Source organism: Erwinia sp. SLM-02 (genome assembly GCF_037450285.1).
GTDB lineage: Bacteria > Pseudomonadota > Gammaproteobacteria > Enterobacterales > Enterobacteriaceae > Erwinia.
The window spans coordinates 39,177-61,754 of sequence record NZ_JAQISN010000003.1; the positions used below are offsets into that span (position 1 = coordinate 39,177).

Below are 22,578 nucleotides of genomic sequence, written 5' to 3' on the forward strand. Positions count from 1 at the left end.
GCTACTGAAGCAGTAAATAGATACTGTCGCTGCCGCGAATGATATTCAGCGCCAGCAGCGGTGGCTTGCCTTCCAGCAGCTTGCTCAGTTCTGCCAGATTCTGGACCGGGGTGCGGTTCAGGCCGACAATCACATCATCTTTCTGCAGGCCAGAGAGCGCCGCGGGGGTACCCTTCTCAACGTTATCCACCTTGACGCCTTTCGTACCATCCGCCGCCGCACCGTCGCTGAGCGTTGATCCCAGTAGAGCCGGTGCCAGCTGTGCCGCACTCACGGCACTCTGGGTGCTGTTGTCCAGCTTAACGCTGACGGTGACCGGTTTTCCTTCATGCAGCAGACCCACCTTCACTTCCTGTCCCGGTGGCGTGGTGCCGATTTTCACCCGCAGTTCGGCAAAGTTATTTACCGGTTTGCCGTCCACGCTGGTGATAATATCACCGGCTTTAATGCCCGCTTTAGCCGCTGCCGACCCGGCCAGCACTTCATTTACAAAGGCTCCGCGCTGCACGTCAACGTTAAACGCTTTGGCCATATCAGCGGTCATTTCCGTGCCTTTAATACCGAGCTGGCCGCGTTTGACTTCACCAAATTTGATCAGCTGCTGGGCGAGATCCATAGCCATATTGCTCGGTATGGCGAAGCCGATGCCGATATTGCCGCCCGCCGAGGAGAGAATCGCCGTATTCAGGCCAATCAGCTCACCGTTGAGGTTAACCAGCGCTCCGCCGGAGTTGCCGCGGTTTATGGCGGCATCGGTCTGGATAAAGTTTTCCAGCCCTTCAAGATTCAGGCCGCTGCGGCCCAAAGCGGAAACGATACCGGAAGTCGCCGTCTGGCCCAGGCCAAACGGGTTGCCGATAGCAACGGTAAAGTCGCCGACTTTCAGCTGGTCCGAATCCGCTATCGCGACCTGAGTCAGCTTTGTCGCCCCGTTCAGCTGGATTAGCGCCACGTCGGTCTGCTCATCGTCGCCAATCAGTTTGGCGTCAAATTCACGGCCGTCGCTGAGCTGTACTTTAATCTTGTCTGCGCCGTTCACCACATGATAGTTGGTCAGCACGTAGCCCTTAGCCGCATCGATGACGACACCGGAAGCCAGGCCCTCGAAAGGTTGCTTCGGTCCGTCATCCTGCTCGCCGTCCTGTCCCAGAAAGCGTTTCAACTGTTCAGGGATCTGCTGATCCTGCTTTTGCGTTCCTTCAACATAAACGCTGACCACGGCAGGTAACACTTTTTCCAGCATAGGGGCCAGGCTGGGCAGCGGTTGTCCCTCGACTTGCGCAGGCAGTGATGCCTGGGCTGAAGGGGCAACCAGAGCCAGGTTAAGGCCGAGGCTGAATGCTAATGCGCTTAACAGAAATGACTTTTTTTTCATCGCTACGACGCTCTCGCTACCGGAGAAGTGATATGGATATCCTGCACATGCAGGCTCTGAGGTGTAACTGACAGCGATATTTGCAACGAAATGGGGTGCCAGCACCCCATAAGAATGGCTTATTTTCCTGCGGGGCGTTCACCGCGCAGCAGGCCGGATGCGCTGTCCGGGTAGTCTCGTGGCATCTGTACCGGTGCCTGATCGTTATCGGCTTCTGATTCAGTTAGCTGATAAGCAAAGGGATTTTTCTCTCCCGGCAGGTTAGGCAGCAGGTCGTTAGACCCTTTTGCCATATGCTGGTACAGCTGACGATAATCGCGGGCCATATTGTCCAGCAGCTCGGCGCTGTGGGCAAAATGGTTGGTCAGCTCTTCGCGGTATTCCGCCAGCTCGGCCTTACTTTTTTCCAGTTCATACTGCAGCGAGCGCTGCTCACGCAGTTTCTTGTTGCCAAAACGCATTGCAACCGCGCCGATAATAATCCCAACAACTAACCCAATAAGCGCGTATTCCCAGGTCATAATAACTCCCGTTTTGTCTTCGTTGTTCCGTAGGGTCTTTCCATTCACTGTTAGCCACTATAACCGCTAATGTTATGGAAGTGGAATCCTGTGGCTGCTTCGCTTAGTGTAGAACGACTTTTTTTTCGACGATCAACCCCCCGGCACGGCCATTTTTTCAGGGAATGTGACTAAATTATGCAAAAGATGTCCCCTCTGGCGCTCTATGAGCAGGCGCTGGGAAACGGCGAGTATCAGCCTGATGAAGTACAGCGCGCAGCAATCACCCAGCTTGACGGTATATGGCAGGCGCTAAGCGGTTCACGTGCGGCTCCGGTTCAGAGCAGCGGCGGTCTTTTTGGCAAATTAAATAAGCTGTTGGGCAAAGGAAAAACTGAGACTCAGCCCCCGGCGCGTGGCCTGTATATGTGGGGCGGAGTTGGCCGTGGAAAAACCTGGCTGATGGACATGTTTTTTCAGGCAATTCCTGGTGAGCGCAAGCAACGCCTGCATTTTCACCGCTTTATGCTGCGCGTTCATGAAGAGCTGACCGAGCTGCAGGGAAAAAGCGATCCGCTGCAAACCGTCGCCGATCGCTTCAAGGCAGAAACGGATTTGCTGTGCTTTGATGAGTTTTTTGTCTCAGATATTACCGATGCGATGCTGCTGGGCACGCTGATGGAGGCGCTGTTCAGCCGCGGTATTACGCTGGTGGCTACCTCAAACATTCCGCCGGACGATCTCTATCGTAACGGTTTGCAACGTGCACGTTTCCTTCCGGCTATCGAGATGATCAAGCAGCATTGCGACATCATGAACGTCGACGCCGGCATTGATTACCGCCTGCGTACGCTCACTTCCGCTCATTTGTGGATGACGCCGTTGGGCGAGTCCACGTCAAAAGAGATGGAGCGGATGTTTGTTGCGCTGGCCGGTAAGCCCCGGGAAGCGCATGAACCGCTGGATATTAACCACCGGCAGCTGCCTACCCTCGGCATGGCGGAAGGCGTGCTGGCAATGAGTTTCCTCACGCTGTGTGGCGAAGGGCGAAGCCAACACGACTATATTGAGCTATCTCGCCGTTTTCACAGCGTATTGCTGTATGATGTGCCGGTGATGATTTACAAAACCGAAGATCAGGCCCGGCGTTTTCTGGCGCTGGTAGATGAGTTTTACGAGCGTCACGTGAAGCTGGTGGTCTCGGCGGAAACGTCACTGTACGAGATTTATCAGGGCACGCGGCTGAAGTTTGAGTATCAGCGCTGTGTTTCCCGCCTGCAGGAAATGCAGAGTGAAGAGTACCTGCGGCTGCCGCATTTGCCCTGAGCAAAAAAGACCTGGCGGAACGGCAATTTTATCGCAGAAAGTGTTCGATTTTTATGGGCGACTTCTCTATAATCTTGCGACCCCACGTTACAACAAAGGTTTTTTTCCCAAAACTCTTTGTGTTCCAGTAACTCTATCCGAAGGGGTGGGCTTGCTGGTCAAGATGGTCGTGTGAGCTCCAACCGTTTATTCAAGCGTTTGGGATTTCACCAACGTGTAACTTAATTTGGGTAAGCTTTTAGATGAAAACTTTTACAGCTAAACCAGAAACCGTCCAACGTGACTGGTATGTTGTTGACGCAACAGGCAAAACTTTAGGTCGTTTAGCGACTGAACTTGCTCGTCGTCTGCGCGGTAAGCACAAAGCGGAATACACTCCGCACGTAGATACTGGTGATTACATTATCGTTCTGAACGCTGAGAAAGTTGCCGTAACTGGTAACAAGCGTACCGATAAAGTGTATTACCATCACACCGGCCACATCGGTGGTATCAAGCAAGCGACCTTCGAAGAGATGATTGCTCGCCGTCCTGAGCGTGTGATTGAAATCGCGGTTAAAGGCATGCTGCCAAAGGGCCCGCTGGGTCGTGCTATGTACCGTAAACTGAAAGTTTACGCGGGCAACGAGCACAACCATGCGGCACAGCAACCGCAAGTTCTTGACATTTAATCGGGATTACAGGCAATGGCTGAGAATCAAAACTACGGCACTGGTCGCCGCAAAAGCTCTACCGCTCGCGTATTTATCAAGCCGGGCAGTGGTAACATCGTAATCAACCAGCGTTCTCTGGAACAGTACTTCGGTCGTGAAACTGCCCGCATGGTAGTTCGTCAGCCGCTGGAACTGCTGGACATGGTTGGTAAATTCGATCTGTACATCACCGTTAAAGGTGGTGGTATCTCTGGTCAGGCTGGTGCGATCCGTCACGGTATCACCCGCGCTCTGATGGAGTTCGATGAGTCTCTGCGTGGCGAACTGCGTAAAGCAGGCTTCGTTACTCGTGATGCTCGTCAGGTTGAACGTAAGAAAGTCGGTCTGCGTAAAGCACGTCGTCGTCCACAGTTCTCCAAACGTTAATTTATTCTGCTTCGGCAGAGTCAATTATCGAAAAACCCGGTGCCTGGCGCCGGGTTTTTTATTTTCTACTGGTGCAAAAAGCGCGAAAGTAATCTTGCTTTATCACTTTTCCCTCGTAAATCGGTATTCGTCCCCGCACAAGCTGGCTAAAATCTGGTAAACTGTGTGTCACTTTGTGCCCATTGGCCAGTCAACAATGACGTGTAGCTCCCGCTGAGTCTGGAGCGTTCAATCATCGGGCTAATGGCAATAACGAGTCGCCGCGTGGATGGCTATTCGCAGTAATTTTCTGGATAAACTTGGAGGTTTACATGGCTGTCGCTGCCAACAAACGTTCGGTAATGACGCTGTTTTCTGGTCCGACTGACATTTTTAGCCATCAGGTTCGTATCGTACTGGCTGAGAAAGGTGTTAGCGTCGAGATTGAGCAGGTTGAAACGGATAATCTGCCCCAGGATCTGATCGACCTCAACCCGTACCGTACCGTGCCAACACTCGTTGATCGTGAGCTGACGTTGTATGAATCTCGTATCATCATGGAGTATCTGGATGAGCGTTTCCCGCATCCTCCACTGATGCCGGTGTATCCGGTTGCGCGTGGTGAAAGTCGTCTGATGATGCATCGCGTTGAGCAGGACTGGTACAGCCTGATGCGTAAAGTTGAGAACGGCACGGCGCAGGAAGCAGACGCGGCCCGCAAACAGCTGCGTGAAGAGCTGCTGGCGATTGCCCCACTGTTCTCCCGCACGCCGTTCTTTATGAGCGAAGAATTCAGCCTGGTGGACTGCTATCTGGCTCCGCTGCTGTGGCGTCTGCCGCAGATGGGCATTGAGCTGAACGGTGCAGGTTCAAAAGAGTTGAAGGGTTACATGACTCGCGTCTTCGAGCGTGACTCATTCCTCGCTTCTCTGACCGAAGCCGAGCGTGAAATGCGCCTGCAAACGCGGGGCTGATTACGATGGAAATGTCGCAACTTACCGCACGTCGTCCTTATCTGTTGCGCGCTTTCTATGAGTGGCTGCTTGAGAATCAGCTCACCCCGCACCTGGTGGTCGACATTAATTTGCCGGGAGTGATGGTTCCACTGGAATATGCGCGTGATGGCCAGATTGTGCTGAATATCGCACCGCGCGCCGTGGGGAACCTGGAGCTGGGCAACGATGAAGTGAGTTTTAATGCTCGCTTCGGTGGCGTACCGCGGCAGGTCAATGTGCCGATGGCAGCGGTACTGGCGATTTATGCCCGTGAGAATGGGGCCGGAACGATGTTCGAGCCGGAACCTGCCTACGAAGGCGCCGGGGAATTTGATGCTTCAGCCGGACAGGATGAAGCGCCGGAAACCCTGATGTCGGTGATCGATGGCGATCGTCCTGATGACGAGAGCGACGACCACACGCCTGACGACGAACCGCCGCCGCGCGGTGGCCGTCCGGCGCTCCGCGTCGTCAAGTAAGTCACGGTTAAGCAGCACAGAAAAACGGGCCAACTGGCCCGTTTTTTTATGACTGAATTTCCATCGTGGATGCGGGCAGGCCCGCATCCCGGACAGGATTAGTACACGTCGCGCAGGTAGCGCTTCTCTTTCTTCAACTGATCGATGTAGTCAGCTGCGCGCTCGGCAGACATGCCGCCAAACTGAGAAACGATTTCATACAGCGCTTTATCAACGTCTTTCGCCATACGTGATGCATCGCCACACACGTAGAAGTAAGCGCCTTCCTGCAGCCAGGCAAACAGTTCAGCGCCCTGTTCCAGCATCCGATTCTGCACGTAAATCTTTTTAGACTGATCGCGTGAAAACGCCAGATCCAGACGGGTCAACAGACCGCTTTCCTGCCAGCCGCTCAGCTCATCCTGGTAAATATAGTCGTGTTCCTGGTGCTGATCGCCGAAGAACAGCCAGTTCTTACCGCTGGCACCGGTGGCCTGACGCTCCTGCAGGAAGGCGCGGAAAGGGGCAATACCGGTGCCCGGGCCAATCATGATCAGCGGCGCGTTGCCGTTTGACGGAACGCGGAAAGCTTTGTTAGGCGAAATAAAGATCGCCGGCTTGCCGCCGCGACCCACGCGCTCTGCCAGATAGGTGGAGCAAACGCCGTTACGCGCGCGTCCCGCACTGTGATAGCGCACTGAAGCGATGGTCAGGTGGACCTGATTTGGGTGCGCCTTCGAGCTGGACGAGATGGAGTAAGCGCGGTGCTGCAGCGGGCGCAGCAGCGTAACGAACTCGGCGGTCGTCAGCGTGCGGGTCAGATCCAGCTGCAGCAGATCGAGGGTATCTTTACCCCACAGCCAGACGCCCAGCGCATCTTTATCGTCGTGCTGCAACACGTGGCGCAGCTCCTGGTTAGTGGTGTTCTGACCAATCCACTCAATCAGCTTGCGTGAAGGCTCGGAGATTTCGAACTGATAGGTCAGCAGGTCGCCCAGGCTACGATCAAAGCCGGGAACCGGGCTCTGATAATCGGACTTGAGCTGCGTCAACAGCAGATCGACCAGCACCGGATCGTTGACCGGGATCACCCCGAGCGCATCACCGGCTTCGTATTTGAGGCCGCTGTCGGTCAGATCGAATTCAAAGTGGCGAATATCCTTCCCGGATGCCTCGCCGGACAGGCGCTTATTGGTGACCAGGGCGGCGGCATACGGGTTATTTTTGTTACTGCCTGGAATAACCGGCGCTTCCGGCAGGTTTTCCAGAGCTGCACCGGTGCTGCCTGCACTGGCGGCGAACTGCGGCATCGAGTTAGCAATCCACTCACCGGCAGGATCTTCGTAATCAATATCGCAGTCAATGCGGTCGAATACGCGCTTCGCACCCAGCTGCTCAAGACGCATATCGAAGAACTTACCGGCCTGGCAGAAACCGTCGTAGCCGGTATCACCGATGGCCAGAATAGCAAAGTGCATCTGTTCCATACGCGGAGCGGTGCTGGCTGAAAGTGCCTGCCAGAACAGCTCGGCGTTATCCGGCATTTCACCTTCACCGTAGGTGGAGGTAATAATCAGTACGTGGCGCATGGTGGCGAAAACGTCGATATCGACTTCGCCCAGACCCTGAACCACCGGCACCAGACCTTTGGCGCGCGCGGCTTTCGCGGCGCTCTGCGCTAACGCTTCAGCGTTACCGGTCTGGGAACCGAACAGGATATGCAGCTGGGTCGTGGTTGCCCCACCTGCGCTTGCTCCCGCCTGCGGTTTGTCTTCCAGCACCAGCAGACGTGAATGTAACCCGGCGAGGAAGCCTGCCAGCCAGAATTTCTGTTCACCATTGAATGGTGCATCTTCAGGAATATAAGGAATTTTCATGGGTTATCTATACTCAATCCCGTTTCGTCATGTTCAGTAACCCGCATTCCGGCGCTGCATCCCGCGGGATCCAGCGCCGGTTAAGGCGGGTTGATTCAGGCTGTTATCAGGCCAGTTTACCTACCGCAGCGGCTAACTCCGGCAGCGCGGCACGGGCAAACAGTTCCTCAAAGTCAGGCAATCCACCCAGCACCTGACGGTTGCTGGCATCCTGGTAGATGATCCAGCCGTAGGTCGCCAGACTATCCATTGAGCGGATGTTACGCTGAGTCAGCGCTGCCTTGTAGTCCGCCATACGTTTGGCGGCAATCAGGCAGGACAGCTCTTCGTCGTTATAATTCTCAATCGCTGCGCGAGCGTGACGCTGCAGCTTAGAGATCAGGGCAAAGTCTTCCGTCATCAGCAGGTTACGTACCGCTTTCTCAACGGCGGCATCATCCACCGCGGTGCCTTTCGGCAGGCGGGAGAGCGCCAGCTGCTGGGCGGAGCTGAGCACGGTGTAGTTATTTAACAGCACCAGCATTTCCGGCGTATCGGTCGCACCGTAGGCCGGTACCGCACCGTTTGCGATCGGCTTGCCTTCGCGCCAGGCGGCTTTAAATTTCGCTACCTGATGGCCGGCCAGAGCGGTAGACAGCTCCTCCAGCAGATCCTTGCGGCTTTTCGCCTTAAGGATCTCAGCGCTGTCCTGATAAAGCAGCAGGGAACGCGGCATCACGTAGACAAAGTTCTGGCACTCGGTTTCCCAGTGATCCAGCAGCCAGGCGGCGCGAGGAGAGTTCGTTGCCTCCAGATGCCAGGTCAGCATGGTCAACACCGCCTGTTTGTGCACGCGGGCCATTTCATTGTCTTCGGCAATGGAGCCGAACAGTACGGAATCACCGGCAGCGTGGCTGGCCAGAGAACCGTACGGATCGTACTGATAAGCAAATCCGCCGCTCATCCCGTTACCGAAGCCTTTACCGAAAGTCCCGAGGTTCAGAACGGCACCGTTGGTCATATATTCGCAGCAGAAATCACCGACGCCTTCTACTACGGCGGTGGCGCCAGAGTTACGTACCGCGAAGCGGTCGCCGGCCTGACCCTGTACGAACAGGCGGCCACCGGTGGCACCGAACAGTGCGAAGTTACCGATCAGCACGTTGCCTTCTGCATCTTCAGAACCGCCGCCAGGTGAAACAACGACGATCTCGCCGCCGCACTGGCCTTTACCGACGCCGTCGTTACAGGTGCCGGAATGCTTCAGCTGCATACCGTCGTTACAGAATACGCCGTAAGACTGACCGGCAGAACCGGAGGTGAAGATATTCACCGTGCCCGGAGCCAGGTAGCGACGGCCGCGATCGTCCAGCAGCGCGGCAGGGATGCTTTCTCGCTGGTCAGCGCTGAGCGTATGGTTCAGCATACGTTCAATATCAATGGCCAGCTGGCCGCCCACGCTCTTGTTACGGTTGTTGAGCGTGATGCCGTTGCCCAGACGGATATCGGTACTTCCCTGAACGACCAGGGCATCATTCAGCAGCTCCACCCAGTCGTTATCGAGGGCGAAATCTTTTTCCAGATAAACCGGTTTGGCGATTTTCACTTCCGGCACCACGGTGAGCATGGCACGCAGGTCGAGTTTGCCCACTTCCAGCGGGTGATCCATCAGGTGCAGGAGATCTGAACGTCCGCGCGCTTCACGCAGCGAACGTAATCCCAGGCGGGCCAGCATCTCGCGGACTTCATGTGCAACGTTGATGAAATACTGTGCCAGCTGGCGAGGATCGCCATCAAAGGCTTCGGCATTGGTCGTCAGGCCGGCCGGGCATTTCACGTTACAGTTTTTCGCCATCACGCACTTCAGCATCATCAGCGCGGTGGTGCCGAACTCAAAGCTGTCGCCGCCGAGCAGCGCGGACTTCACGACGTCGCTGCCGGTCTGCTGTGCGCCGGAGCAGCGCAGCAGAACCTTCTCACGCAGGCCGTTGGCGCAGAGCGCCTGATGCACTTCGGCAATACCGATTTCCGCAACGCGACCGGTGTATTTCAGACTGGTCACCGATGCTGCACCGGTACCGCCGGTGTTACCTGCCACGTTGATCACATCGGCACCGGCTTTCGCCACGCCGACGGCAATCGTGCCGATCCCTTCAGAGGACACCAGTTTAACGATGACGCGCACGCGCGCCGCCTTACAGTCGTGGATCAGCTGGGCCAGATCCTCGATGGAGTAGGTATCGTGGTGCGGAGGAGGGGATACCAGCTCCACGCCCGGCGTACCGCCACGAGCAGCGGCGATCTCAACCGTCACTTTCGGTGCAGGCAGCTGACCGCCTTCACCCGGTTTTGCACCCTGACCGATTTTGATTTCCAGCTCTTCCAGCATCGGGTCGGCCAGATAAGCCGCCCACACGCCGAAGCGACCGGATGCCAGCTGTTTGATACGTGATGCGCGGATGGTGCCGTGGCGCGAATAGTGTTCGCCGCCTTCACCGCAGTTGCTCATGCCGCCAACCATGTTGGTGCCGTGGGCGACCGCTTCGTGAGCCGGAGCAACCAGCGCGCCGTGGCTCATCGCACCGGAGGCGAACGTGCGGGTGATCTCGCAGGCCGGCTGCACTTCGCTCAGCGGCAGGGAAGGCTGGGTGGCGAAGATGCGTGACAGATAGTCAGCCGCTTTGCCCTGAGCCGTGACCTGCAGGCCATCAGCGGTGATCTCAGCGTGTTCAATTTCATCCAGGAAGCGGTTTTTCAGCGCGGTGGACAGCACCAGCAGACGCTCGTGTTCCGGCTTGAGGCCTTCAATCGCATCGGTCAGACGCAGGGTAAACTGGCCAGCGCTTCCGGCTTCACAGGTCAGCCCGCGTACAGCGAAGCTGTTGTTCACCAGCGAATAACGACCCAGCTTGCGGCTGAATTCAGCCAGGCTGTCCACGTGGGTCAGATCGCACGGGAAGGCCAGGATATCGCGCAGCGCGGCCGGGCGGCGTTTACGCTCTTCGTGCATCAGGCTGGAGAACTGACGGTAATCCGGCGTGATGGTGAAGGCGTTAATCACGTCGTCAGGGATGCGCTCAAAGCTGCTGTCAGTAAAGGATTTCGCTTTGATATTGAAAGCATTATCCAGCTTGGCCAGCGTCAGCAGGCGGATAAACTGATCTTCGTCACGCTGCTTGTCCGAGAAGCGGATAGGCTGCTCGGTCATGTCGATAAAGGTACGAACGGCAATAGTACCGTAGGAGTGACCGGCACCTTCTGCACGCTCTTTAAACAGGCCCAGCAGCGGCACTTCAGCCTCGCCCTGAATTTTCAGGGCGCTCTGGTGCCAGTCCACGGCCATCTGCGCAATAGACGCAAAGCCCGCGCCGCCCACCGGCGTTTTAATATTCGGGAAGTATTTTTTCAGCACGCGATCTTCGGTATCCAGGAAGTTTGGCTCGAAGAATTCACCGCAGCTGTAGCTTTCAACCGTACACAGACCCACTTTGCCCATGGTTTTCATCAGGGCTTTTTCTGCAGCCTTGGCATAGCGTTTGAAGGCCTTGTTACCTTCCTCGCCTTCACCATATTTCTCTTCGGCACGCATCTGCACGCCGAGCGGATAGATGGCGGAAGCGCCAAAGCCCAGCGCAGCGGCAATGTGGTGCGAAGAAATACTCTGGCCGCTTTCAACCACCAGAGAAACGTCAAGACGCAGACCTTCCTGCACCAGGCGCTGATTGATGGCGGATACCACCAGCAGCATCGGCATCGCCGCCTGCGTCGAGGAGATATGGCGGTCGGTCAGCACCGCAATGCCTCCCTGTTCACGAGCAAAATCAACCACCTGCTGAGCAAGATCGTCAATCGCCTGCTCAAGCGCGTCGGCATTTTTCTGACGGCTGGCAACATCGCTGCCGAGTACCGGTGCGTAGAGCATTTCAAAACGGGCATACGGTGCCACATCCTGCTCGCGCAGCTGCAGCATATCCAGATGCGTCAGGATCGGGGTAGGCACGATGATCTGACGACCTTTACTGCGGCCCAGGTGTGGCTTGGCGCCGAGCGCCACGCGCAGCGTCATGCCGTCAACTTCACGAATGGAGTCTAACGGCGGGTTCGTCACCTGTGCAAAGCGCTGGGAGAAGTAGTGCGCCATGCCGCCTTCATGATCGGATAAGGCGTTGATCGCGTTGCCGTAACCCATGGCTGAAATTTTTTCAGCCCCGGTATTCAGCATCGGATCCATCATGAACTTGAAGCTTTCCTGGTTGTAGTAGTAGGCCACAAAGCGCTGATAGGTTTTCAGATCGCCGCTGTAGCGCAGCGGGGAACCCTGTTTCTCCGCCGGGATCACCGGCAGCTCTTGCAGCGTGATGCGTGCCTCAGCAACCAGTGCCGGGTAGTCTTTCTCCGCAGCGAGTTTTTCCAGCGCTTCTACGGTGGTGTAGCTGCGTTTCTCACTGTGATCGTAATAGAGCATGCCGCCCGCTTCGATACGGCCGCGACGCAGTACGCTTTCCGGTGGGAAGGCGATCTGGCCGGCTTCGGACATTGCACCAATGTATTCGGCGGTTTCCACCGAACGCAGCGGACGCAGGCCCAGACGGTCAAGGCGGGCACCGATGATTTCACCGTTACCAAAGATCAGTGCTGCCGGGCCGTCATTCTTCTCTTCATAAAGAGAGAAGTATTCGAGCATGGCGCGTACGTTGTTGGAAAGAGAGTCATCGTTCTCCCAGGCCGGAGGCATCATCGACACCACGGCATTAATCAGGTCGAGATTATCTTCCATCAGACGGCTGTGGATGCTCTGGTCCAGACGCGAGCTGTCCGACTGACCTTTTGGACGCACGATTTTCTTACCGCGGGCGGAGGCCAGCGCGGATTCCGCAATGCGGTTTTTACGGTCGGTATTCAGCTCACCGTTGTGTGCCATCAGACGGAACGGCTGCGCCATCGTCGTGTGTGGATCGGTGTTGGTTGAAAAACGGGTATGGAAGAACAGACCGCGAACGCGATGATCGGGATCGGTCAGATCTTTGAAGTAAGGGATCACTTCATTAGAGTTCAGGCGTGCCTTGAACACCTGGGTGCGCGAAGAGAGCGACAGCGGATAGAGGCCGCCAAACTCACTTTCGGTAAAGGCACGGGCTTCGATGTCCAGCAGGGCACGATAAATGCGTTTTTCGAAATCGTTTTGATTATCGATATCCTGGGGAACCGCGAAGATCCACTGTGCGATAGGCAGCTGTGACACAATGGCGGCCGGACGCAGTACGTCGGTGTCCAGCGGCATATCACGTTTTAAAATCACCGACAGACCGTAGGTCGCGAGAGTCTCTTCAACCAGACGTTCCGCATTGGCACGCAGCGCACCGTCTTTCGGCACAAAGAAATTGCCTACGCCAAAACGACCTGACTCAAGCGGCTGGCCGGTAATTTTGCGGAAGAAATGCAGGGAGATATCCACGTTAACGCCCGCGCCATCGCCCACGCCTTCAGCAGACATGCCGCCGCGATGAGGAACGGTACACAGGGCACTGTGTGCCATCTGGAGGACCTCATGAGTTTGCTCGCCGTCCTTACGTGTAATGAAACCCACGCCACAGCTATCACTCTCTTTTGTTGGATCATACAAGCCATAGGGATAAGGTTTTGAGTCAGACATCGAGGGCCTCCTTAACTTCTTTTGTACATTACCTATATTGTTCAGGCACAGAACGCAGCTGAGCGGTCACCTCAGGGTCTGTATCAATTTTCTTTGCCGCTAAAATGCGGACACCATGACTCCGAGCATTTCATCCTGAGACATAAGCACATCGTCCGTGAATGAAAAACTCTCTAGATTCCTGGTCTCATTTAATGAAGATATCCGGTATCACGAGGGAGTCGTCTAACTGCATATGTATGCCGAGACACTGGCCCGTAAGCAAAGCTTCCAGCGGATTCCCAACTTATCGGGAAAGCGTACAGAGGTCAAATACCGATCTTTCTTATGCCTTTTTATGTGTTTTTGCGCATAAGATGATGATAAATAAGGTTATATACTCAATATTTACCCCTGTTGATGGGGGTGAGGCAGGTAAAGAAGTGTGAGCTGTCTCACTATAGTGCAGCGAGCAAATTGCTGCACCATGCTGGAATAGTGCCTGGTTGCAGCATGATATGCTGAATGGAGGATAATACCCACATCAACACACTGTTTTTAATCAGTGGGGATAATTGAATTAAAAGGGGGGGGTTATTAGTAAAATTAATTACCCAAGGAGTGAGTAATTCTTCGTAATTTGTGAATGATTATTCGTTTGGATGTGGCAAAGGAAAGGCGAGTGATCTGCATCATCGCTATGAAAAGTAATATTGAAGCTCTCTACGCTGGGTTTAGAGCGGCTTTATAGATTATGCAGTTATAAAATTTAGTCAATATATGCGGCAGCAACTTTTTGCTCTGAAGCCAAAATATTTCGTAAATTGCGCGGAGGCCGCGCCACAGCAGGCCAAAGGGAGAATTCATTAAGGAGAATGGCGGTGGCGTCCGGCGACGAAAATTCCAAAATAACAGCCGTTTCGAGAGAAAGTGTGCTGCACCACTATTGTGCAATTGTTTTATTAAATAATGTGCAATGAACTATAACCGTGCAATGAATCGATGAATTATCTTTTGATGAACTATAACCGTGCATTTGAGGTGTTAATAACGGTGCTCTGCACTTATTTTGTGCAATGGTTTTCCGCGCGTTAGCGTGTGGGACTTTTGTTCGATTCCGGTATGATTGAGGAATACAGACCGGAAGGGATCCTAAATGAAACAAATTCGATTATTAGCACAGTACTACGTTGATTTGATGGTCAAGCTGGGGCTGGTTCGCTTCTCTTTGCTGCTGGCCTCTGCCCTGGTGGTACTGGCAATGATTGTCCAGATGGCCGTTACCATGGTGCTGCGCGGGCATGTCGAGAGTATCGACGTGGTGCGATCGGTATTTTTTGGCCTGCTGATTACTCCCTGGGCGGTGTATTTCCTTTCGGTCGTGGTTGAACAGCTTGAAGAATCGCGTCAGCGGCTGGCGAGGCTGGTCGATAAGCTTGAGGAGATGCGCAATCGCGACCTCGAGCTGAATCAGCAAATGCAGGAAAACATCACGCAGCTCAATCAGGAGATTGCCGATCGTATTAAGGCGGAAGAAGCGCGTCTGCAGGTGATGACCCGGCTGAAAGAGGAAATGGCCCGGCGCGAGCAGGCGCAAATCGAACTGGAGCAGCAGTCTACCTTCCTGCGCTCGTTTCTGGATGCTTCGCCGGATCTGGTTTTCTATCGTAATGCCGATCAGCAGTTTTCCGGCTGTAACCGGGCGATGGAGCTGCTGACGGGGAAAAGCGAGAAGCAGCTTATCGGGTTAACGCCCCATGACGTTTACGACGATGAAGCAGCGTTAAAAGTGTTGGAAACGGACGAAAAAGTTTTCCGCCACAACGTCTCCCTGACCTATGAGCAGTGGTTACAGTATCCGGACGGGCGCAAAGCCTGTTTTGAGATCCGCAAGGTGCCTTATTACGATCGCGTAGGTAAACGCAGCGGGCTGATGGGCTTCGGACGCGATATAACCGAGCGTAAGCGCTACCAGGACGCGTTAGAGAACGCCAGCAGGGAGAAGACCACTTTTATCTCCACGATCAGCCACGAGCTTCGTACGCCGCTTAACGGCATTGTCGGCCTGAGCCGAATTCTGCTGGACACCCATTTAAATCAGGAACAGCTCAAGTATCTGAAAACGATCCATGTCTCCGCCATTACCCTCGGCAATATCTTCAATGATGTTATTGAGATGGACAAGATCGAACGGCGCAAGGTGCAGCTGGACAATCAGCCGCTCGATTTTACCGGTCTGCTGGCCGATCTGGAAAATCTCTCCGGCCTGCTGGCTGAACCCAAAGGTCTGAAATTTATCCTGCAGCCTGAGCTGCCCCTGCCGCATAAAATCGTGGCCGACGGCACGCGCCTGCGGCAGATCCTGTGGAATCTGATCGGCAATGCGGTGAAGTTCACCCAGCGCGGCGAGATCGTCGTTCGGGTGGGCTATCGCGATGAAGACTGCCTGTGCTTTGAGGTGGAAGACTCCGGGATGGGTATTCCGCAGGATGAACAGGATAAGATCTTCGCTATGTACTATCAGGTAAAAGATCAGCGCGGAGGCAAACCGGCAACGGGTACCGGCATTGGCCTGGCGGTTTCCCGCCGTCTGGCACAGGCGATGGGCGGTGATATCAGCGTACGCAGCGCACAGGGGCAGGGGTCGTGCTTTACGCTGACGCTGAATGCACCGCGGGTCGCGGAAGAGGTGGAGGACGAGCAGCCTGAAGACGATCTTCCTCTGCCCGCGCTGCATGTGCTATTGGTGGAAGATATTGAGCTCAACGTGGTGGTGGCGAGATCGGTACTGGAGAAACTCGGTAACAGCGTTGAAGTTGCGATGACCGGCCAGGAAGCGCTGGATATGTTCGACCCGGATGAGTTCGACCTGGTGCTGCTGGATATTCAGCTGCCGGATATGACCGGGCTGGACGTGGCGCGTGGCATTCACCAGCGTCACGCCGGTAAACAGCTGCCGCCGCTGGTGGCGTTAACGGCCAACGTGCTTAAGGATAAGCGTGAGTATCTGGATGCGGGCATGGACGACGTGCTGAGCAAGCCACTGGCGGTACCCGCGCTCACCGCGATGATTAAGAAATACTGGAACTACCAGAGTGAGGATGAACTGATGCCCGTGCAGGAGACCGCGATGGACGAGAAAAAACTGGCGCTGCTGGATGTGGTGATGCTGCAGCAGTATATCGAACTGGTGGGTCCGAAACTGATTCACCAGAGCCTGGAAATGTTCGAGCAAATGATGCCGGGCTATCTGGACGTACTGGATTCCAACATGATGGCCCGCGACCAGAAAGGGATTGCGGAAGAGGGGCATAAGATTAAAGGGGCTGCGGGTTCCGTCGGGCTGGTGCATTTACAGCAGATTGCTAAACAGATTCAAAGCCCGGAGCTGCCTGCCTGGTGGGACAACGTGCAGGAGTGGATTGATGAGCTTAAACAGGAATGGCGTAATGACGTGAATGTGTTACGCGAATGGGTTCTGGACGCTGAAAAAAAATGACCCCGACCGAGGCCGGGGTGCGCGAATACTGCGCCAACACCAGGGAAAATGGAAACCCACGCTATTCTCATAAGAATCGTCTGGAGCGCAGGCCGGGTATTGGGTAAAACTCTCAGCCACTACCTTAGCAAATCTAACATCACATGTTACCAGATTCATTAAAATGTGTGATGTTGAGCAGTGTTTGTAAATAGAAGACATCAAATTACTTTCTCAGTCAAGCAGGTAATTCATTTTGCTTTTTTTATGATGGATTATTGTACGATTGTTGGTTTTTTCCCGATGGGATTCTTAACGATCAATGCAGCGAGTTCGGTTTGCCGGAGGCAAACGGCTGAAACGCTATTTCAGCAGTTTTTGTGGGTTTAATGCGTTGTTAGTTCTGTATTTTTTATTGTTTTTGCTGAATTTTTCCGAAACGTTTTGGTTTCTGCTAGCACAATTTGTTATCGGGCAATTATTCGGCACAGAAATGCTGACACAGTTCAGCAATCGAAATGAGGCGGTTTATTATAAATCCGCATAAAAAAGATGCGCTTTCATTTCGTTTATCGATGGTTTTCTATTTCAAATTTTGTGCTTTCGAAATGTACTCAGTGAAATTTATAAGCAATGTAAATCAATTAAAAATTGATTTACACCACGGAAGAGCGGCCGCCTAAAATGTATTAAACTATGGCGCGCTATGGAACCGATTCCCTGAAAGTGCATCATCCGTAAGCCCCGGGCTAAAATCCCCCGTACTGACGAGAGTATTATGATGGAGTTAATCAATGAGCCGTAACCGACATACTGCATGGGCGAGGATAAAAAAATACGCTCTGCGTCTGCTCATGGCGATTATCGGACTATGGCTGGCCGGCATTGTGATCTTTGCATTTTTCCCGGTACCTTTCTCTGCGGTGATGGTTGAAAGGCAGCTGGGTGCCTGGCTGCGGGGAGATTTTGACTATGTGGCCCATTCCGACTGGGTAGGTCGCGATGAGATATCGCCCTGGATGGCGCTGGCGGTGATGGCTTCTGAAGATCAAAAATTCCCTACGCACTGGGGTTTTGACGTCGATGCAATCCAGTCTGTTCTGGACAGCAACGGTGAAAATGCACGTATGCGGGGGGCTTCAACGCTGTCACAGCAAACGGCAAAAAATCTGTTTCTCTGGGACGGGCGTAGCTGGGTGCGAAAGGGACTGGAGGCCGGGCTGACCGTCGGCATTGAAACAGTCTGGACTAAACGCCGCATCCTGACCGTTTATCTGAATATTGCTGAGTTTGGTGACGGGGTATTTGGCGTGGAAGAGGCGGCGCAGCGTTATTTTAACAAGCCAGCCAGCCGTCTGACGATATCCGAAGCCGCGCTGCTGGCGGCGGTGCTGCCTAACCCAATACGCTTTAAGGCGGGTGCGCCTTCAGGCTACGTCCGTCAGCGTCAGCAGTGGATCATGCGCCAGATGCGCCAGCTGGGTGGTGAAGCGTTCCTTTCCAGAAATCACCTTGATTAACTGGAAACGGTAGCGAGATAAGGTATTACTCTTCGTCGAATCCGGCGTTGAACAGTTCAATCACCGCCGCCAGCGCTTCGGCCTCCTGCGGGCCGCTAACCTCGATTTCAATATGTCCACCTTTGGCGGAATCCAGCATCAGCAGCGCGATGACGCTGCTGGCTTCTGCCTCCGTACCGCTTTCGTTTCTCAGCAGTACTTCAGCGTCAAAACTTTGCACCAGTTCAAAAAGTTTCATCGCCGGGCGGGCATGCATCCCCAGCTTGTTTCTGATTTCAACGGTTTGCTTTACGGTCATGATTTGCGTTTTTCCAGCGTACGGTGACGGGACTGCACGTTTTTCCCACGCGAGCGGAAGTAATCGGCTAGCTGTTCCGCAATGTATACCGATCGGTGTTTACCACCGGTACAGCCAATCGCAACGGTCAGGTAGCTGCGGTTGTTGGTTTCCAGCATCGGCAGCCACAGTTCCAGATAGCTTCGCGTCTGATAGATAAAATTATGCACTTCAGTATGACGATCGAGGAACGCCGCCACCGGGCGATCCAGACCGGTCATCGGACGCAGTTTCGGGTCCCAGTGTGGGTTCGGCAGAAAACGGACATCGAAGACATAATCGGCATCAATGGGAATGCCGTGCTTAAAGCCGAACGATTCAAACACCATCGTCAGCTCGCGTTCACGCTTGCCGAGCAGTCGGGTTCTCAACATCTCCGCCAGTTCATGAACGGACATTTCTGAGGTGTCGATAATCAAATCTGCCCGCGATCGCAACGGCTCCAGTAGATCGCTCTCTTCATCAATAGCGCTTTCCAGCGACAGGTTTTTGCTGGAAAGGGGATGAAGGCGACGCGTATCGCTGTAGCGGCGGATCAGCGTGTTGCGATCGGCATCAAGGAACAAAAGCTGCGGTGAAAAGCAGTCGGGAAGATTATTGAGTGCCGTTTCGAAAACTTCAGGGGACTCCGGCATATTACGCACGTCAATACTGACCGCAGCAGACATGTTGCGTTCAGAGAGCGAATTGGCAAGATCGGGAAGCAGCACCACGGGAAGATTGTCCACGCAGTAGAAGCCCATATCCTCCAGTGCGCGCAATGCCACGGATTTACCTGAACCGGAACGACCGCTGACGATCATCAGCACCATTAACTCTTCCCCCAATTTTACCTGTTACCACTTATTGCATGGTGAATTGACTACGGCTGGCTTAATCGTGATCTTCCGTGATGATCTCGTACAGCTCTTCATCGCTCTGCGCCGCGCGCAGGCGCCGGCAAACCGTTTTATCGGCCAGGCGTTTGGCCACCAGCGATAGCGTATGCAGATGCGTTTTACACTGATCGGCCGGTACCAACAGGGCGAACAACAAATCCACTGGCTGGTTATCAATCGCGTCAAAGGCAATTGGCTGATCCAGGTGGATAAACACGCCAACGGCACGCAGCGTATCCTCGAGCAATTTACCGTGCGGAATGGCAATGCCATTTCCGATACCGGTACTGCCCATTCTTTCACGCGTCAGGATCGCTTCAAAAATAGTCTGATGCGGAAGGTTAAGCTGTTTGGCCGCCAGTTCGCTGATAATTTCCAGTGCCCGTTTTTTACTCTGGCAATGTACACCATTACGGGTGCAGGACAGGTTCAGGACAGAGCCCAGTTCCAGTTTCAGATCGTTGTTCATCATAGTTTCACTTACGTGTTCACATCCGCATGGCGGTTAACTTCAGCCGTGATGGTGGCCATCGTTATACCCCCTGATTGATTAGCGGCCCGCACCCTGAAAAGATACGAGCCGCCGCTGACTTTAGCTTAACCCGATGTGGGATGCCGCAGAAACAATCAGCGCTGGGTGAAATTTAGTGTTGTTTAAGCTTATCTTTGTGTTTATTTAACTGGCGAGCCAGCTTATCTACCAGGCCGTCAATCGCCGCGTACATATCTTTTTCTTCTGCGGTGGCATGCAACTCCCCGCCGTTCACATGCAGCGTAGCATCTGCAATTTGAGTCACTTTTTCCACCTTCAGAACAATATAGACCTGATTAATCCGGTCGAAATAGTGTTCTAATTTACCGAACTTCACCGTCACAAATTCGCGCAGCGCTTCGGTAATTTCAACGTTTAGTCCAGTGATATTGAGTTGCATGATGTCTTCCTTCTCAGTTCTTTCAGACCAGCTGTTTACGCTGGTTTGATGGCGGGATGGATAAAGACTCTCGATATTTTGCCACAGTACGACGCGCGACCATAATTCCCTGCTCGGAGAGCAGTGAGGTCAGCTTGCTGTCGCTCAGCGGCTTGGCGGGATTTTCCGCCGAAATTAATTTCCGCACCAGCGCCCGGATAGCGGTAGAAGAGGCTTCACCCCCTCCTTCAGTACTCACGTGGCTGGAGAAGAAATACTTCAGTTCAAATATACCGCGCGGGCTGTGCAGATACTTCTGCGTTGTTACGCGCGATATAGTTGATTCATGCATATCGACCGCGCTGGCTATGTCTGCCAGTACCATCGGCCGCATATACTCCTCGCCCTGTTCGAAAAATGCCTGTTGCTGATCGACGATACAGCGGGTCACTTTTAGCAGCGTGTCGTTGCGGCTCTCAAGGCTTTTGATCAGCCATTTTGCTTCCTGCAAATTACTACGAATAAACTGGGAATCGCTGTCGTTGCGGGTGGAACCGCCGAGCGCAGCATAGTGCTGGTTAATCTTCAGACGCGGCACGCTGTCAGCATTCAGCTCAACGGTCCATCGCGCGCCGATTTTGCGTACCAGCACATCCGGGATAACGTATTCAGGTTCCTGAGTATTGATCGACTGCCCCGGGCGCGGATCGAGTGACTGAATCAGCTGTACTGCGCCTTTCAGCACCTCTTCTTTTAACCGGGTTAAGCGCATCAGGCTGCGGAAATCATGGTTAGCGAGCAGATCAAGATGATCGCTGACGATCAGCCGCGCTTCTTTCAGTAAAGGCAGGTCGTCAGGGAACTGAGAAAGCTGGACCAGCAGGCAGTCGCGCAGGTCGCGGGCGCACACGCCGACCGGGTCGAATCGCTGCACGCGCTTCAGCACGGCTTCAACTTCATCCAGGCTCAGTTCATCATTCCCCATGCTGTCGAGGATTTCGTCCAGCGAGATGGTCAGATAGCCGGTTTCATCGACGGCATCGACAATCGAGGTGGCGATAGCGCGATCGGTGTCGGTAAACGGGGTGAGTTCCACCTGCCACATCAGGTAATCCTGCAGCGACTGGGTCGTTTCACCCTGATAGACCGGCAGTTCGTCGTCGTGGTAGTCCGTGCCGGTGCCTGAAGGGGTGCCTGCAGTGTAGATTTCATCCCAGGTGGCATCCAGCGGCAGTTCTTCAGGCATATCCTTTTGTTCAAGCGCTTCCCGTGTATCCAGCGCTTCGGTTTCCTGATATTCGCGGGAGTCGATTTCCTCGTGAACATCGCTCTGCTCGAGCAACGGGTTGCTTTCCAGCGCCAGCTGAATTTCCTGCTGTAGTTCAAGCGTAGAAAGCTGAAGCAGTCTGATGGCCTGCTGCAGCTGTGGCGTCATGGCAAGCTGTTGGCTCAGCCTGAGTTGTAAACCTTGCTTCATATTCAGGATAGTAATTCCCTAAAAAACAAACCTTGTGGACACCTTATCAGAGTCTGAACTCTTCGCCCAGGTAGACGCGTTTCACCTGCTCGTCGGCAAGAATCTCTTCAGGCGTACCGTGTGCAATAAGGTGTCCCTGGCTGACGATGTAAGCGCGCTCACACACTGCCAGCGTTTCTCGGACGTTGTGGTCGGTTATCAACACGCCAAGTCCGCTATCACGAAGATGCTCGATAATCTTTTTAATATCAATAACGGAAATGGGGTCAACCCCGGCAAAAGGTTCATCCAGCAGGATAAATTTTGGATTTGCCGCCAGCGCACGGGCGATTTCAACCCTGCGGCGTTCGCCGCCGGAAAGCGCCTGGCCGAGGCTGTCACGCAGATGTTCGATGTGGAACTCGGCCATCAGCTCATTAGCGCGATCTTCCCGCTGTTCGCTGGTCAGATCGTCACGAATTTGCAGGACCGCCATCAGGTTATCGTAAACGCTCAGCCGGCGGAAAATGGAAGCTTCCTGAGGAAGATAGCCAATCCCACGACGTGCGCGTGCATGCAGAGGCAGGATACTGATGTCTTCATCATCAATCACGATACGGCCTGCGTCACGCGGGACGATGCCGACGACCATATAGAAGGTCGTCGTTTTACCCGCTCCGTTCGGGCCAAGCAGCCCGACGATCTCACCGGATTTCACTTCCAGACTGACGTCTTCAACCACGCGGCGGCCCTTGTAGGCCTTCGCCAGGTTTTCCGCAATTAACGTTGCCATGTTAG

Annotated in this window: 17 protein-coding genes; 7 read left to right on the plus strand and 10 right to left on the minus strand. The window is 54.2% G+C overall.

Annotated features, from left to right (window positions below):
• Position 1: 1 nt before the first annotated feature.
• The gene (gene degQ, locus PGH32_RS17050) at positions 2-1,375 is read right to left on the minus strand and encodes a serine endoprotease DegQ (protein WP_337894653.1); all 1,374 of its coding nucleotides are present in this window, start codon (positions 1,373-1,375) and stop codon (positions 2-4) included.
• Positions 1,376-1,494: 119 nt separating this feature from the next.
• The gene (zapG, locus tag PGH32_RS17055; RefSeq protein WP_105592906.1) at positions 1,495-1,896 is read right to left on the minus strand and encodes a Z-ring associated protein ZapG; all 402 of its coding nucleotides are present in this window, start codon (positions 1,894-1,896) and stop codon (positions 1,495-1,497) included.
• 177 nt (positions 1,897-2,073) lie between these two features.
• On the opposite strand from zapG, the gene zapE reads away from it, so the two are divergent.
• The 5 genes from zapE to sspB all read left to right on the plus strand — a co-directional run bounded on the left by zapE (position 2,074) and on the right by sspB (position 5,733).
• A complete protein-coding gene (zapE, locus tag PGH32_RS17060; RefSeq protein ID WP_337894654.1) occupies positions 2,074-3,201 on the plus strand; it encodes a cell division protein ZapE in 1,128 nt (375 codons plus the stop codon).
• A 242-nt stretch (positions 3,202-3,443) separates the two neighbouring features.
• Positions 3,444-3,872 (plus strand): 50S ribosomal protein L13, encoded by a 429-nt coding sequence (gene rplM, locus PGH32_RS17065; RefSeq protein ID WP_105592908.1) that lies wholly within the window; start codon positions 3,444-3,446, stop codon positions 3,870-3,872.
• Positions 3,873-3,887: 15 nt separating this feature from the next.
• The gene (gene rpsI, locus PGH32_RS17070; RefSeq protein ID WP_056231096.1) at positions 3,888-4,280 is read left to right on the plus strand and encodes a 30S ribosomal protein S9; all 393 of its coding nucleotides are present in this window, start codon (positions 3,888-3,890) and stop codon (positions 4,278-4,280) included.
• Between the two features lie 311 nt (positions 4,281-4,591).
• A complete protein-coding gene (sspA, locus tag PGH32_RS17075; protein WP_123336064.1) occupies positions 4,592-5,233 on the plus strand; it encodes a stringent starvation protein SspA in 642 nt (213 codons plus the stop codon).
• A 5-nt stretch (positions 5,234-5,238) separates the two neighbouring features.
• Positions 5,239-5,733: a ClpXP protease specificity-enhancing factor gene (gene sspB, locus PGH32_RS17080; protein ID WP_314424535.1), complete on the plus strand. Its 495-nt coding sequence runs from the start codon at positions 5,239-5,241 to the stop codon at positions 5,731-5,733.
• 98 nt (positions 5,734-5,831) lie between these two features.
• Here the strand turns inward: sspB and PGH32_RS17085 are convergent, their stop codons facing one another.
• Positions 5,832-7,589 carry a sulfite reductase subunit alpha gene (locus tag PGH32_RS17085; RefSeq protein ID WP_314424533.1) on the minus strand — a complete coding sequence of 586 codons (1,758 nt, stop codon included), beginning with the start codon at positions 7,587-7,589 and terminating at the stop codon, positions 5,832-5,834.
• 106 nt (positions 7,590-7,695) lie between these two features.
• Positions 7,696-13,221 (minus strand): glutamate synthase-related protein, encoded by a 5,526-nt coding sequence (locus tag PGH32_RS17090; protein WP_337894655.1) that lies wholly within the window; start codon positions 13,219-13,221, stop codon positions 7,696-7,698.
• Positions 13,222-14,356: 1,135 nt separating this feature from the next.
• Here PGH32_RS17090 and arcB point away from each other — a divergent pair.
• Both arcB and mtgA read left to right on the plus strand, forming a co-directional pair.
• A complete protein-coding gene (arcB, locus tag PGH32_RS17095; protein ID WP_337894656.1) occupies positions 14,357-16,699 on the plus strand; it encodes an aerobic respiration two-component sensor histidine kinase ArcB in 2,343 nt (780 codons plus the stop codon).
• Positions 16,700-17,472: 773 nt separating this feature from the next.
• On the plus strand, positions 17,473-18,198 hold the full coding sequence (gene mtgA, locus PGH32_RS17100) for a monofunctional biosynthetic peptidoglycan transglycosylase (RefSeq protein ID WP_337894657.1): 726 nt from the start codon (positions 17,473-17,475) through the stop codon (positions 18,196-18,198).
• 25 nt (positions 18,199-18,223) lie between these two features.
• Here mtgA and npr read toward each other — a convergent pair whose 3' ends face one another.
• The 6 genes from npr to lptB all read right to left on the minus strand — a co-directional run bounded on the left by npr (position 18,224) and on the right by lptB (position 22,573).
• Positions 18,224-18,496, minus strand: a complete 273-nt coding sequence (gene npr / locus PGH32_RS17105; protein WP_123336077.1) for a PTS phosphocarrier protein NPr — start codon at positions 18,494-18,496, stop codon at positions 18,224-18,226.
• The gene (gene rapZ / locus PGH32_RS17110; protein WP_105592916.1) at positions 18,493-19,347 is read right to left on the minus strand and encodes an RNase adapter RapZ; all 855 of its coding nucleotides are present in this window, start codon (positions 19,345-19,347) and stop codon (positions 18,493-18,495) included. The genes npr and rapZ overlap by 4 nt, the downstream gene beginning before the upstream one ends.
• A 61-nt stretch (positions 19,348-19,408) precedes the next feature.
• On the minus strand, positions 19,409-19,885 hold the full coding sequence (gene ptsN, locus PGH32_RS17115) for a PTS IIA-like nitrogen regulatory protein PtsN (RefSeq protein ID WP_105592917.1): 477 nt from the start codon (positions 19,883-19,885) through the stop codon (positions 19,409-19,411).
• Positions 19,886-20,057: 172 nt separating this feature from the next.
• The gene (hpf, locus tag PGH32_RS17120; protein WP_314424515.1) at positions 20,058-20,345 is read right to left on the minus strand and encodes a ribosome hibernation promoting factor; all 288 of its coding nucleotides are present in this window, start codon (positions 20,343-20,345) and stop codon (positions 20,058-20,060) included.
• Positions 20,346-20,367: 22 nt separating this feature from the next.
• The gene (rpoN, locus tag PGH32_RS17125) at positions 20,368-21,801 is read right to left on the minus strand and encodes an RNA polymerase factor sigma-54 (RefSeq protein WP_337894658.1); all 1,434 of its coding nucleotides are present in this window, start codon (positions 21,799-21,801) and stop codon (positions 20,368-20,370) included.
• Between the two features lie 46 nt (positions 21,802-21,847).
• Entirely contained in the window at positions 21,848-22,573 is a 726-nt protein-coding gene (gene lptB, locus PGH32_RS17130; protein ID WP_123336083.1) for an LPS export ABC transporter ATP-binding protein, read from the minus strand.
• Positions 22,574-22,578 lie beyond the last annotated feature (5 nt).